The sequence below is a fragment of the Sporomusa sp. KB1 genome, assembly GCF_007830295.1.
In the GTDB taxonomy this organism is placed as follows: Bacteria; Bacillota; Negativicutes; order Sporomusales; family Sporomusaceae; genus Sporomusa.
The window spans coordinates 5005480-5019271 of record NZ_VLKC01000002.1 but is presented as its reverse complement, the minus strand read 5'-3'; the positions used below and the strand labels follow the sequence as shown (position 1 = coordinate 5019271).

At 47.9% G+C, this 13792-nt stretch carries 13 protein-coding genes; 11 read left to right on the top strand and 2 right to left on the bottom strand.

The window, feature by feature from the left end; all coding sequences use genetic code 11:
- Positions 1–101: 101 nt before the first annotated feature.
- The 9 genes from SALPA_RS27110 to SALPA_RS27075 all read left to right on the top strand — a co-directional run bounded on the left by SALPA_RS27110 (position 102) and on the right by SALPA_RS27075 (position 9092).
- Positions 102–887: an electron transfer flavoprotein subunit beta/FixA family protein gene (locus tag SALPA_RS27110; protein WP_145101394.1), complete on the top strand. Its 786-nt coding sequence runs from the start codon at positions 102–104 to the stop codon at positions 885–887.
- A gap of 19 nt (positions 888–906) precedes the next feature.
- Positions 907–2106, top strand: coding sequence for an electron transfer flavoprotein subunit alpha (locus SALPA_RS27105; RefSeq protein WP_145101392.1), 1200 nt, complete (start codon positions 907–909; stop codon positions 2104–2106).
- Between the two features lie 80 nt (positions 2107–2186).
- On the top strand, positions 2187–2414 hold the full coding sequence (locus tag SALPA_RS27100) for a zinc ribbon domain-containing protein (RefSeq protein WP_145101390.1): 228 nt from the start codon (positions 2187–2189) through the stop codon (positions 2412–2414).
- A gap of 293 nt (positions 2415–2707) precedes the next feature.
- Positions 2708–3184 carry a lasso peptide biosynthesis B2 protein gene (locus SALPA_RS27095; RefSeq protein WP_145101388.1) on the top strand — a complete coding sequence of 159 codons (477 nt, stop codon included), beginning with the start codon at positions 2708–2710 and terminating at the stop codon, positions 3182–3184.
- Positions 3181–3987 carry a sulfate adenylyltransferase subunit CysD gene (cysD, locus tag SALPA_RS27090; RefSeq protein ID WP_145101386.1) on the top strand — a complete coding sequence of 269 codons (807 nt, stop codon included), beginning with the start codon at positions 3181–3183 and terminating at the stop codon, positions 3985–3987. The genes SALPA_RS27095 and cysD overlap by 4 nt, the downstream gene beginning before the upstream one ends.
- Positions 3987–5870: an adenylyl-sulfate kinase gene (gene cysC, locus SALPA_RS27085; RefSeq protein ID WP_145101384.1), complete on the top strand. Its 1884-nt coding sequence runs from the start codon at positions 3987–3989 to the stop codon at positions 5868–5870. Before cysD ends, cysC begins: the two co-directional genes overlap by 1 nt.
- A 41-nt stretch (positions 5871–5911) precedes the next feature.
- Complete coding sequence (locus SALPA_RS27080; protein WP_145101383.1) at positions 5912–7108, top strand: nucleotidyltransferase family protein; 1197 nt, start codon at positions 5912–5914, stop codon at positions 7106–7108.
- 36 nt (positions 7109–7144) lie between these two features.
- Entirely contained in the window at positions 7145–7357 is a 213-nt protein-coding gene (locus tag SALPA_RS30645) for a hypothetical protein (protein WP_222428138.1), read from the top strand.
- Positions 7326–9092, top strand: coding sequence for an ABC transporter ATP-binding protein (locus tag SALPA_RS27075; protein WP_222428137.1), 1767 nt, complete (start codon positions 7326–7328; stop codon positions 9090–9092). The genes SALPA_RS30645 and SALPA_RS27075 overlap by 32 nt, the downstream gene beginning before the upstream one ends.
- Before the next feature lie 144 nt (positions 9093–9236).
- Here SALPA_RS27075 and SALPA_RS27070 read toward each other — a convergent pair whose 3' ends face one another.
- Positions 9237–10139 carry a DMT family transporter gene (locus SALPA_RS27070; RefSeq protein ID WP_145101379.1) on the bottom strand — a complete coding sequence of 301 codons (903 nt, stop codon included), beginning with the start codon at positions 10137–10139 and terminating at the stop codon, positions 9237–9239.
- Positions 10140–10379: 240 nt separating this feature from the next.
- Here SALPA_RS27070 and SALPA_RS27065 point away from each other — a divergent pair, with 240 nt between their 5' ends.
- Both SALPA_RS27065 and SALPA_RS27060 read left to right on the top strand, forming a co-directional pair.
- Positions 10380–11036, top strand: a complete 657-nt coding sequence (locus SALPA_RS27065) for a flavodoxin family protein (RefSeq protein ID WP_145101377.1) — start codon at positions 10380–10382, stop codon at positions 11034–11036.
- Positions 11037–11283: 247 nt separating this feature from the next.
- Complete coding sequence (locus SALPA_RS27060; protein ID WP_370516725.1) at positions 11284–12894, top strand: IS1182 family transposase; 1611 nt, start codon at positions 11284–11286, stop codon at positions 12892–12894.
- A gap of 208 nt (positions 12895–13102) precedes the next feature.
- On the opposite strand, the gene SALPA_RS27055 is transcribed toward SALPA_RS27060, so the two are convergent.
- A complete protein-coding gene (locus SALPA_RS27055; RefSeq protein WP_186451249.1) occupies positions 13103–13783 on the bottom strand; it encodes a Crp/Fnr family transcriptional regulator in 681 nt (226 codons plus the stop codon).
- Between the last annotated feature and the right edge of the window lie 9 nt (positions 13784–13792).

Below are 13792 nucleotides of genomic sequence, written 5' to 3'. Positions count from 1 at the left end.
TTTTACAAAAAATGTTGCAGTTTCCCAGTAAATAATATTAGAATAAGAGATGGCCTAATTTGTAACCCATATTCTGATATTTTACAACAGGAGGATTCTTAATGGACATAATAGTCTGTGTCAAGCAAGTGCCTGACACCACTGAAGTTAAAATTGACCCGCAGACAAATACATTGATTCGCCAGGGCGTACCAAGCATTGTAAATCCTTTTGATAAAAATGCGGTAGAAGAAGCCTTGAGGCTGAAAGAAAAGCATGGCGGCAAGGTCACGGTTATTTCGATGGGACCGGCGCAGGCCAAAGATTCCTTGAAAGAGTGTATTGCACTTGGGGTTGATGAAGCTATTTTACTAAGTGATCGTGCGTTTGGCGGAGCTGATACGTTAGCTACCAGCCGTACGTTAGCTGCCGGGATTAAGAAAATCGGTAATTTTGATGTAATCCTTTGCGGTAAGCAGGCCATTGATGGTGATACTGCCCAGGTTGGACCGGAGATTGCCGAGCATCTGAACATTTCCCAAATTACCTATGTTTCCAAATTGGAAATTACTGATGGTGTTGTTCGGGCTGAACGCGAACATGAAGAAGGCTATGAAGTTTTTGAGACTAAGCTGCCAGTGCTTTTGAGTGTGGTGAAATCGATTAATGAACCACGCTATCCTAGTATCAAAGGCACTATGAAAGCCAACCGCAAAGAGATTCCTGTCTGGACGGCTGCTGATGTTGACGTAAATCCTGAGCACATCGGACTTAAAGGCTCGCCTACCCAAGTGCGCCGTATCTTTACCCCCAAACAGCGGGTGCAAGGTGAGATTATTCAGGAAGATAACGCTCATACTGCTGTAAATCGTTTGCTGACGAAACTGAACCAGGTGAAAATCATCTGATTAACAGGGGGTATTTTAAATGGCTGTAATTATAGAAAAAGAACAGTGTATTGGCTGTAGTGCCTGTGTCGGCGCCTGCCCATTCGGCGCGATTGTTATGGAAGATGATAAAGCTGTAGTTACCGATATTTGTACAGTATGTGGCGCTTGTGTTGATGTGTGTGCTGTAACGGCCATCACTCGTCCTGAAGCTGCCAAACCGGCGGTAGATACCAGCGCGTATAAAGGCGTTTGGGTATATATTGAGCAGTTTCAGGGCAAAGCCCGGAGCGTTGGGCTTGAACTCTTAGGCCAGGGACGCATACTAGCTGATTCTATGGGCCAGGAATTAGCCGCCGTACTTATCGGCGATGATGTGGCACCATTAGCCAGGGACCTGTTTGCCAGTGGTGCAGATAAAGTGTACTTAATTGAAGGCACAGAATATAAGCACTATAGTACAGATGCTTATACTATTGCAATTACGGATTTAATTCATACCTATAAGCCTGCGGTTATTCTCATGGGGGCGACCAATGACGGGCGCGATCTTGGCCCACGGGTAGCCTGCCGGGTAGGTACCGGTCTGACAGCTGATTGTACCAGTCTGGGGATTGATGAAGAATCAGGGCTTGTTGCCTGGACTCGTCCGGCCTTTGGCGGCAATATTATGGCTACCATTCTTTGTCCTAACCATCGCCCGCAAATGGGGACTGTTAGGCCAAATGTTTTCAAACGTCCTGAACCGGATATGTCCCGTTCCGGGGAACTGGTTCGGGTTGCCAGCAAAGTTAAGGCAGCTGACATTCGCACCAAGCTGATTGAAATTTTGTCACTTGCTGACACGGCCTCCTGCAATCTGGAAGAGGCTGAGTTTATTGTTGCCGGTGGCCGGGGTATGGGAAAACCGGAGAATTTTGTGCTGATTGAAGAACTGGCTGCTGTATTAGGCGGCGCTGTCGGCGCTTCCCGCGCCGCAGTTGATGCTGGTTGGAAACCGGCCATTCATCAGGTTGGGCAAACCGGAAAAACAGTAGCCCCTAAGGTCTACATTGCCTGCGGCATTAGCGGCGCTATCCAGCACTTGGCAGGGATGTCGACATCGGACATCATTATCGCCATCAACAAAGATGCCGATGCACCTATATTTAAGTCGGCCAACTTTGGCATTGTCGGTGATGTTTTGGAAGTACTGCCGATATTGATTGAGGAAATTAAGAAGCTAAAACAAGCTTGTTAATGAATGCAATAAGTCCCGCGCGCAGGGAGCACCAGCGTGCGGGGCTTGGTATACTAATACAATTGTGGAGGAATAACCAAATGCCAATATATGAATATTCATGTAAAAAATGTGGGAAATTGGTAGAATTGCTGCAGAAAACGGGTGTAGATAAAGCCGGTATTAACTGCCCGGACTGCGGTGAAGATGCCTTAATAAAAGTGCTTTCCGTAACAGCACCGTCTCAAATGGGGAAGCCATCGATGCCTGGGTGCAATATGCCTAGTCATACGGGCGCTTGTGGTGGTTGTTGTTCTGGATGTCATTAAAATAACAATTTTTTAACAGGAAGAAGCCTTTTCTCTATACATTAAGAGGAAAGGCTTTTTTATCTAATTAAGTCACCACTGACGGTACGCCAGTTAGTTGGTACGGCTTACAGAACTGGGCTGACCAAGGGAAAATGCCGGGAACAACTCCAGCAGAGGAAAAGAAGTGGTTGCCAAACTGCAAGCAGTGGGGCAAGTTTTTAAATTTTTGCAGGTTTTTATAAAATAATGACGAACTAACTAATTCTAGAAAAATGTTCCAAAACCCGGTAAATACAATAGGAGGCACACTATTGATTAAACAGATACAACAATTTTTTAATCTGTCGTGGTTTGAACAACGATTGTTTATCATAGTGCTTTTTTTGACTGGTATAGTTCGGTTATCGATTTTATTCTTGCCGTTTCGCTGGTTGGGTCCGGTACTAGGAGGGCTGATGCAGGAATCGCAAGCAACAGAAGAAAAAGTCAATGTTGATAAGGCCAAACAAATTGGCAAGATGGTAGAACGAGTAAGCCGGTACACGCCATGGGAGAGTAAGTGTCTTGTTCAGGCATTGGTGGGCAAGATTTTGCTGCGACGGCAGGGAATAACGAATACACTGTATCTGGGAGTCGGCAGGGACGAGAGGAATGCTTTGATTGCCCATGCTTGGTTGAGGTGTGGCGAAATCATCCTCACTGGGGGTAAGGGGCGGGAGCGGTTTACGGTAGTGAGTAAGTTTGCTGACTGTGCAGCAGGTGAAGAAACGAGGGATTTTAGGGTATGAGTACTGAACGTCTTAATAAACTGGAACAGCAAAGCATTTATATTATCCGTGAGGCCTACGCTAAATTCAGTAAGCCCGGTATATTGTGGTCGATTGGCAAGGATTCGACGGTGCTATTATGGCTGGCGAGAAAGGCGTTCCTGGGGTATTGTCCCATGCCGCTGGTGCATATTGATACTACGTTTAAGATTCCGGAGATGATTGCTCATCGTGACCGCATTGTCAGGGAGTGGGGGCTGCAATTGGTGGTCGGAGCCAATCGCCAAGCTTTGGCTGCGGGGATGAACCCTGAGTGCGGACGGCTGGAATGCTGCGGGGCATTAAAGACTGAGGCGTTTCGCGAGACTGTGAATGAACATGGGTTTGATGCTATCCTGCTGGGTATCAGACGGGATGAGGAACGTTCCCGTTCTAAAGAACGGATTTTTAGTGTGCGTACTGCCAATTTTGAATGGGAATACAAAGAACAGCCGCCGGAATTGTGGGGACAGTACAATGTCGATGTGCCACCAGGGGAGCATGTGCGGGTGCATCCCATTCTGGATTGGACAGAGGTGGATGTGTGGGAATATATTCAGCAGGAACGGATTCCAGTGGTTACGCTTTATTTTGCCCGTAACGGCAAACGTTATCGCAGCCTGGGCTGCTGGCCCTGTACGCAGCCGATTGATTCAACAGCGAGTAATATTCCTGAGATTGTGGCTGAACTTAAATCTATTGGTCAATCGGAACGGGCCGGCCGGGCGCAGGATCAGGCAGATGCCTACGCGATGCAAAAACTGCGGGCCAAGGGGTATATGTGATGGAAACGACGGTAGTAGTGCTGGGGCATGTTGATCACGGTAAATCTACCCTGGTGGGGCGGCTGCTATATGATACCGGTCAGGTGCAGGACGACCGGGTGGATTTTGCCTGCCGCCGCTCGGCAGAGCAAGGACGGAGTTTGGAATTTGCTTTTTTACTGGATGGTTTGGCCGAGGAGCAGGAACAGGGAATTACTATTGATTTCACCCAAACAAGACTAAAATTTGATGACCGGGATTTTGTGATTGCCGATGCCCCCGGGCACCGGGAGTTTTTAAAAAACATGATCAGCGGCGCAAGCCGGGCGGAAGCCGCTATCGTTGTTATTGATGCCTCGGAAGGGGTTCGAGAGCAGTCTCGCCGGCATGGTTATTTGCTATCACTACTCGGCGTTACACAGATCGCGGTAGTTATAAACAAAATGGATTTGGCTGGTTGGTCAGAAGCGGTATTTCAATCTATCCGGCAAGAATATGCGGACTTTTTACATAGCCATGGCATGAAGGCGATGCAGTATATTCCAGTTGCTGCGTATACCGGCGATAACCTGATCCAACCTTCGAAAAACCTGGCTTGGTATCAGGGACCGACGGTGCGCGAGCAGTTTTTGGCTTTTCAGCCGGTGCGGGACGCACAGGAGGCATTGCGGTTTGTTGTACAGGATGTTTATCGTTTTGGTTCGCGGCGCTTACTGGCTGGCCGTATAGAAGCTGGTTGCTTAACGGCAGGACAGAAAGTGGTTGTCTGGCCGACGGCAGAAAAAACGAAAGTGCTGCGTATTGACTGCTGGCCGCGACTAGAGACCCGGTCAGCCAGTCAGGGGGACTGTGTCGCACTCGAACTGGCTGATCCCTTGTTTGTAGAACGTGGTATGCTGCTTGCCGGGACAGAGCAGCCGCTAACCAGCAGCCGCTGCTTTTATGCCCGCGTGGTGTGGTTGGGACGCAAGGAACTAGTGAGTGGGCAGCGGTATAAACTGAAACTGGGCTGTCAGGAAACCGGCGCCTGGTTTGAGCGGTTTGACAGGGTGATTGATATCGGCAATTTGCAGGATGCCAGCCTTGCCGGTATACCGGCGGGGTTTGTCGGTGAAGGACTTCTCATGACCGATCAACCCATCGTATTTGATGCGTTTTCGGCTATTCCGGCAACAGGGCGTTTTGTATTGGTGGACGGGTATCAAATTGCCGGGGGCGGCATTGTGCTGGCTGCGGCTGCTGGCGAGCGGCAGGATTTTGCCCGTTTTTCCCATGAAAAACAAGCAGCAGAAACAAATCCGGCACTGTTTGCTGAAGCCAGCCGTATCAGTCGCTTAGAACGGCGGGAGAGAAATCGCCACAAGTCTTTTGCCGTTTGGCTGACAGGCTTGTCTGGCGCAGGCAAATCTACGCTGGCGCGTGGTTTGGAGGAAAAGCTGTTTCGCGCCGGGGTTCAGACTTATGTACTGGACGGTGACAATATCCGCGGCGGCTTGAATCAGGATCTTAGCTTTTCCGCCGGCGGACGACGGGAAAATATCCGGCGCGTGGGTGAAGTGGCCAAGCTGTTTGTGGATGCCGGTTTTGTTGTGATTACGGCCTTTATTTCTCCCTATGCCAACGATCGCGGTCATGCGCGTGAATTGCTGGCGTCAGGGGAATTTGTCGAGGTATTTGTCAAATGCTCGCTGGCAGCTTGTGAACAACGTGATGTTAAAGGCTTGTATGCTAAGGCCAGGCAAGGCATTGTTCGGCAGTTTACCGGTATTGACGATGTGTACGAAGTACCTGAGCAGCCGGAACTGGTGATCGATACTGAGCAATATAGCGTGGAAGAATGCGTTGAGCAGTTGGTTCAATATGTCATTGCAAACTGCAGGCTGGCAGAGAGTGCAGAGAGTTAGGATGGTATTGGGCAAGACAATGTTGAAAGGATTGTACTAGGATGCAGGATATACAGAGTGTAAAAGCAGAATATCCCTTTAATACCATATCCCGTGAGCTGTGGCTGTTACTTGCCTGTGCAGACCGGGATGAGGTCAAGGCGCAGGCTTTGGCTGCGCAGCTGATAAACTGGGATATATTTATAGAGCTGGCAGTCCATCACCGTGTGTATCCGCTAGCATATCAAACGCTGAGCAGTTTAGCTGAACAGGTTGTGCCGGCACGAGTTTTGGACTGTCTACAGAAAAAATACCAGGCTAATACTTGGCAGGCGCTGCGAATGGCCGGCGAAACGGTGCGGGTGGTAAAGCTGCTGACAAACGACGGTATTCATACGGCGGTATTAAAAGGCGGGGTACTTGCTATGCGCCTATATGGCGATCTGGCCGCCAGGCCGTCGCGGGATATCGACCTGCTGGTGAGGACAGATGATTTGGAGAAGGCAGATAGTCTATTATTAGGGCTTGGCTACCGGCGTGAGTATCCTTATCTGATGACTCCTAAACGCTGGCAGATTTGTCTGCAAAATAACCGTCATTTTTCGTATGTTCACCAAAAGACGGGGATTTATCTTGAACTGCACTGGCAAATTGGACAGGTTGGCATGGAACTGCCGCATGCAGTGGAGAATGCTGTGGAAACAGTAGAAATGGCCAGTTATCGGGTGCCGGTATTCGCTGCTGAAGAATGGTTTCTCTTTTTGGTACAGCATGGTGCCAGTCATTCTTGGTTTCGTTTGCGCTGGCTTTGTGATATAGCTGCTTTTATGCGGCAGGGTGATCGTCTTGACTGGGCAAAAGTTGTGGTGTTGGCTGAGCGTTATGGTATGTGCCGGTTATTGCATCAGGCATTGATTTTAGCAAACCTGTTATTGGACATTCCGTTACCGCGACTATTTTCTCCGATATTGTCTGCTAATGCCTCGGGTTTGCATTTAGCCGAACTGGCAGTGCCCTTTTTCCGTGAGACGTATGATTCAAGTACTGTCAAAATTTCGCAGAAACTATATTATTGGCAGAAGGCATATCAGTTTCAATTGCGGACAGGCTGGCGGAACAAACTGCAGTATATGCTACTACATTTTGGCGCGGAAGAAAGCGATATCTTGCGTTTCCCGCTGCCTGACGGCTGGTATTGGTTATATTACTTGATCCGGCCGGTTACATGGCTGGAGCGGCGGCTGAAGCGCGGCGGCTAAGTAGGAGTGGATACATATTGAGTGGAATAGTTTGGCTTGCTAAATGAATGGCAGGGCGGCGACCAGGAAGCTGTCCTGCCATTCATTCAGATTAAATTGCAGGAAGCGCATGCTACCTTTTCATTTACGATCATGCAGCAGGGAGCGATTACTGTACAAGTATCAAAGAATAGACGGTCGTCGGAAAGATGGTACTATGAATACTCTGATCTCTTATATGCAAGAACTGTATGCTTTTTGCAAAATTAAGTTGATTGTCAATCTTGTGCTGATGGTTTTTCTCGGCCTTATCGAGGGGGGCGGTGTGTTATTACTGATCCCTTTACTTAGTTTGGCTGGGGTTATGCCTGGCATGTCGTCTGGCGGTAACTTGGTTTTATACATCGAAGGCTTATTTCAGACGATGGGTCTGACGCCGACTCTGCCTGTCGTATTAGGACTGTATATCGCGATTATTACGGGGCAAAGCTGGCTGCAGCGTTCACAGGCCATTCGCAATGTGGAGATTCAGCAGTCTTTTAACAGTTTTTTGAGCATCAGGCTATTCCGGGCGATTGCGTATAGCAGGTGGTTGTTTTTGCTGTCACAGGCAAAAGCGGATATCACCCATGTTCTGACTAACGAATTAACGCGTGTCAGTACTGGAACTCATTTTTTCCTGCAACTGTTCGCCACCGGGCTGATTGCGATGGTTCAAATCGGGCTTGCTTTTCTTATCGCTCCTGGTTTAACGCTGCTGGTGCTGGGCTGCGGTGCGGTTTTGTTTGTTTGTTCCTATCCGTTTATCCGTGAATCGCGCCGTATGGGGCTGTCAATTTCTGAATTTACCCGGAATTTAATGTTTGAGGTTACCGAGCATTTGAATGGTATCAAGGAAGTAAAAAGCTATGGCATGGAGCCGGTACAGATACAGAATTTTGCTAAGCTGCGCCATACAATAGAGAAAAACTTTGTCCAGTTTACGGTCATTCAAAGCCAGACCGATTTGTATTACAAAGTAGGCGCCGCGGTTTTTATCAGCTTGTTTTTTTACAGCGCCATTACGGTTTTCAAACTCAATCCGCAGGAGTTTCTGTTGATTGTCGTTATTTTTGCCCGTTTGTGGCCGCGGTTTTCCTCGTTTCAGGTAGGGTTGCAGTATGTGGTGATGATGCTGCCTGCTTTTCGGGTCGTTTTGGACTTGGAACGCCGCTGTCTGGTGGAGCAAGAGTTGTTGGTAGAGGAACCTGATTCCACTAGGTTGGAGTTGGAGCAGGGAATAGAGTTTCGCGAGGTTTCCTTTGGCTATGATGCCGTGCGGTTTGATTATGCTGTGGATGGAGTGAGTGTGGTGCTTGCTGCCGGTACGACGACTGCTTTTGTAGGTGTGTCCGGTGCGGGGAAAAGTACGATGGTGGACTTATTACTTGGGCTATTGACACCAGAGTGGGGGGGCATTTTCGTTGACGGACGGCCTTTGACGGAGAATCTGCATGGATGGCGGCAATCCATCGGCTATGTCCCTCAGGATTCATTTTTATGGAATGCCAGTGTTCGCGACAATTTAAGGTGGGCTTGTCCGGAGGCATCTGAGGCTGCCATGTGGGAGTCGCTGGGGTTAGCGGCGGTGGACGGGTTTGTCCAGAGTCTGCCGGAGGGACTGGATACTGTTGTAGGCGACCGCGGGGTGCGACTGTCTGGCGGGGAGCGGCAGCGCATTGTGCTGGCACGAGCCTTGCTGCGAAACCCATCGGTGTTAATCTTAGATGAAGCAACCAGCTCTTTGGATACTGAGAATGAAAGACGAATCCAACAGGCGATTGAAGAGCTGCATGGCAAGCTGACAATCGTTGTTATTGCCCATCGATTATCGACCATCCGGCAGGCAGATCAGATTTATGTGCTGGAACAGGGGCGAGTCGTAGAGCGGGGAGATTATCTGTCGTTGACCAAGGATAAAGGGAGTAGGTTTGCTGCTTTGACAAGTGCAGGCCACGAGGTTTGAGGCGATTTGTAATTCAACAAAGGATGGGAAGATCATGTCAATAGATATTGGCAGCGGTGCTGATATTGCATGGTAGAGCAGTAACGAAATATAATAAATCCCGCACTCCAAACTAACGGAATGCGGGATGTTTGCTTTTGCAAGCTATGCCGACTCATTGCATTTTTCTGTTACAGTTTTTGTGCTCTTGCCTTTGGAAACATACAGACCAACCAAGATGGTAACTGCGCCAATGAATTGGAACCAACCAAAGGTTTCTCCCAAGAAGAAGTAGCCGCCAGCGACGGCAAAAACAGGTGACAGGTTGTTGTACAGGGATGCGGTGGTGCTGCCAGCCTTGGCTGTTCCCCATATCCAAAGACAGTTGGCCAAACATAGCGGAAAAATCCCTGAGTATACTATACTGGCCCAGCCAGGCCAGGGTACTGCCTGCCAGTCTACGGCGATAACTGATGGCAAAGATACAAGGGTAAACAGCCCGGTGGAAATCAGCAAAATATAAGCAGTAATTTGATAGGCTGAATAAGTGGCTGATAATGGCCGGGAAAAGACCGTGTAGTAGCCATAACTCAATTGAGCAAACAAAAGCAGCACAGCACCGATAGTATGATCTCCCGCAAGGCTGATTTCTGTGTTTGTACCAGCTACCATTAGGGATATGCCGGCCAGCGAGAGGAGGATACCCGTGATGGTATGTGACTTGATGCTTTCAAGCTGGTGAAAGTGGTTGATAATGGCGATACTGACAGGTAGGCAGGCCAAAATAAGTGATGCATTACCAGCAGTGGTTAACTGCACACCAAAGGTAAAAAAGAGTTGAAAACAGAAGAAGCCCAGACTGGATATCGTAAGAGTTTTCCAATCTTCACGCCTGAGGGGTATCCATATGCACATCCGCCGTAAAACAAGCCAGCCAACCGCTAAGGCAGCAAACAAGCGGACTGCATTGTACGGCATGGACGGAATATGGATAAGTCCAATCTTCATGATCGGCGCGTTTATTCCCCAGAGAAAAGCAACAAGGACTAAAAGTAAATGTACACGCATCTAAACACCTCAACGTTACTATACAATAAAAATCGGGAGACTCCTCCCTAGGTTAATTAATAATATTAGTGTAAGAGTCGAAGCAATTGAAGTCAAGTCCACTGCACCCGCTCAGGCCGGATACCTTTAATTTTTTTTTAGATTGTGTAAAACACTTTACAACTATAATAAGAAAATTAGTATAATATATTTTTTAACAACATAGTTGTGATCAGCAGAATTTAAAGGAGGCAAAAAATAGTGAAAGTACTTGGAGTTTCAGGCTCACCTATTTCCAACAGCAATACCGACCGCGCTGTCAAGGCAATATTGGATGCAACAGGATTGGAAGCAGAGTTTATCAAATTGAGCGATTATAAATTCTCTGGTTGCATGCACTGTCTGAAATGTGTATACACGAATAAGTGCGCAATTACAGATGACGATGGTCCTATGCTAATTGAAAAAGCTAGGGAAGCAGCTGCAATTGTGATAGGAGGATGGACGCCTTACTCATCATTGGATTCACGTACAAAGGCCTTCATGGAGAGATGTTTTGCTAACCGGCATTTAAAGAACTATATGAAAGGTAAACCAGCTGTTTCCGTGGTTACACATGCAGCGCCAGAAGAAAATCTTGAGTTGCCGCAGGCGGCTTCTATGGGGCAAAATTCCATCATGTACTATATGATGGAGGAAGGAATGAACTATCTTGGTGGGGTGAAAGTCATGGGTAACGTGCCTTGTATCAGATGCGGCGTTGGTGACACGTGTGAGATATCTGGTCTTAAAATGCTATTAGGTCCGACCGCCACGGTAGCAAAAGCCGGTGTTAACAATTTCGAAGATCAGCCATCAATGGAAGAAGCTAGTAGATTGGGCAGATTAATTACCGAGATACTTAAAAAGGAAGTATGATGAGTAATAAACCAAAACAATTTTTGTGTTGCGCCATATTGAAAGATGAAGATTCTAGAGTTTTTTGACTTTACCGAAGTCCCGATAGAGATTGTTTCTATTGATTCGGAAAATTTGCGAAAGTTGCTGATGGTGTAACTTACTTCAAAATAGAAACATGGGGCTGTTGCACTAAAGCAGGCCTAAAAAAACAAAAGACGGCCCCGGTATGTAGCCGGGAGCCGTCTTTTGTTGTAAAATCAAGTTTGTGAAAACAAAGAAATTACAACCAGATTATACAACAAACGGGAATGTATATCAACTGGTTATCCCCATGGACATCGGAGAAATGATCCCGGCAGATGATTCGGTGCGATTACTCAACGCGGTCATGGAAAGGATGGATTACAGAAGATTGTATGCCGCGTACTCCCGCCTGGGGAGAATCGAGAAGTCACCGAAACGTCTGTTTAAAATTCTCGTATATGGATACATGAATGGCATTTATTCCAGCCGCAAACTGGAACAATCCTGCCGGCGAGACGTCAATTTCATGTACCTGCTGGGCCGGGAAAAAGCACCGGACCACGCCACGATTGCCCGGTTTCGCAGCGAGCGGTTGGCAGAGGTTGTAGACGACCTGTTTACCCAGCTTGTGCTACTGCTGGCCGATGCGGGCGAACTGTCACTGTCAAGCGCCTTCATCGACGGAACCAAGCTGGAGGCCAATGCCAACCGCTACAGCTTTGTCTGGAAGAAATCGACGCAAAAGAACGAGGAGAAGCTGCAGGAAAAAATGAAAGCTCAGCTCCCGGTGCTGGCGGCAGAGTTCGGTCTGCGCTTTCCTGTCGGTCAGACGATCAAGGCCAAAGACCTGAAAAAGCTGCGCAAACGGCTCAAAGCGCTGCAAGCCGAACGCGGCATCGTCTTTGTCCACGGCAAGGGACAGCGTAAGGCGCCACTGCAGCGGGCGATAGAAACGGTAGACGAATATCTTGCCCGGCAGAAGAAGTACAACGACTACAACCACAGCTTCGGGGAACGCAACAGCTTTTCCAAGACGGACAGAGACGCCACCTTCCTGCGGATGAAGGAAGACCATATGAAAAACGGGCAGCTTAAACCGGGATACAACGCGACACTGGCGGTAGATGCAGAATATATCGTATCTGCCATGATCAGTCAGGAACGAAGCGACAGCCAAACATTCATCCCGATGCTGAAGACGCTCAAAGGACTGGGATATACCAAGCCTGTAGCGGACGCGGGGTTCGAGAGTGAAGAAAACTACACCTGGTGCGAAGAAAACGGACAAATAGCATTTATTAAGCCGTCGAATCACGATAAAGCCAAAACCCGCAAATACCAAAGTGACATCGGCAAGCGTGAGAATATGCCCTATGATGCGAAAAGCGATAGTTACCGCTGCCACAGGGGCCACCCCATCAAGGCGGCGTATGAAAAAAAAACCAAGTCAAAGGCGGGTTATCCCATTGTGACAACGGTCTACGCCTGCACCGAGTGTGCCGGCTGTCCGTATAAGGCCCAATGCATTAAAGGCAAGAGCAAGACGCCGCTCGAAGAACGGAGCAAGAACCTGTACGTATCCAAAACCTTTCTCAGGCAGAGGCAGGAAATGCAGGCGCGCATTCAAAGTGAGGAAGGTGTCCTCTTGCGCATAAACCGCTCCATCCAGGTAGAGGGAGCGTTCGGTGTACTTAAACAGGACATGGGCTTCCGACGGTTTCTGCTGAGGGGCAAAGGCAAGGTCCAGACCGAGTTGTTGCTGCTATGTATGGGGTATAACCTAAACAAACTCCATAACAAAATCCAAAGCGGCCGCTGTGGAACCTATTTACATATTCCCAAAGCGGCCTGACAACTATATACAGATTTTTTTAGAGGAAGAGGCTTCCTCTGTTTTGTTGTGCACATAAACCGACTGCGGCTTCTTTTTTTCATTCTCCCTACTAGGAGTTTCCTTCCTAAATTACCCAAAAAGGCGTGTCGCTCTGCGTTTTTCAAAAAACGTTTTGCGACACGCTCATGTTTCTATTAAAAGATTATAAACCAGACTAATAATTTACTTAAATGCCCCGATTCTGATGCATCGTAATGCTTTCAGTAGGCAAGGTAATACGATGACCATCAATATGAACCAGATGCTCTTTGCGTAATTCACCTAACACATTTGTCACCATAACTCGAGAGGCGTTGACAAGGCTACCGATATCCTGATGTGTGAGATCCAGTGCTATGGTAAGTCCGGCACCGGTTGGTGTCCCGTAGCTTTCCGCCAATCGGCAAAGCACACCTAGCACCCTGCCTTTTACGTCTTTAAAGGCGGTGTGAGACATGTGCTCAGTATACGCATTCATTTTTTTGCCCAGATATTGGACAATTTTGAACGCTGTTTGGGGATTGCTTAAGAGCTTGATAAAGAGTTCCTTAGTGCAGCAGCATATAAATGTGTCTTCCATGGCTACGGCATTCATGGTATGCACAGCGTTCTCGAAAAAAGTGACTTCACCAAAAATGTCTTCAGATTTCAAGTAGTCGAGCGTAAATTCCCTACCATCTTCTGATATCTTATATAGCTTCACCCTACCGGATTTAATGAGGTAGATCGAGTCTGCCTCCACTCCTTCAGTGAAAACCAGCTCATTTTTACGGTAAATTTTCTTAAGAGCGAGATCGCCAATCTGTTCGCGATCAGTGTGACTTAAAGCGGAAAAGATATCTAAATTTTTCATGCATCGTTGGGTCATAATCACTAT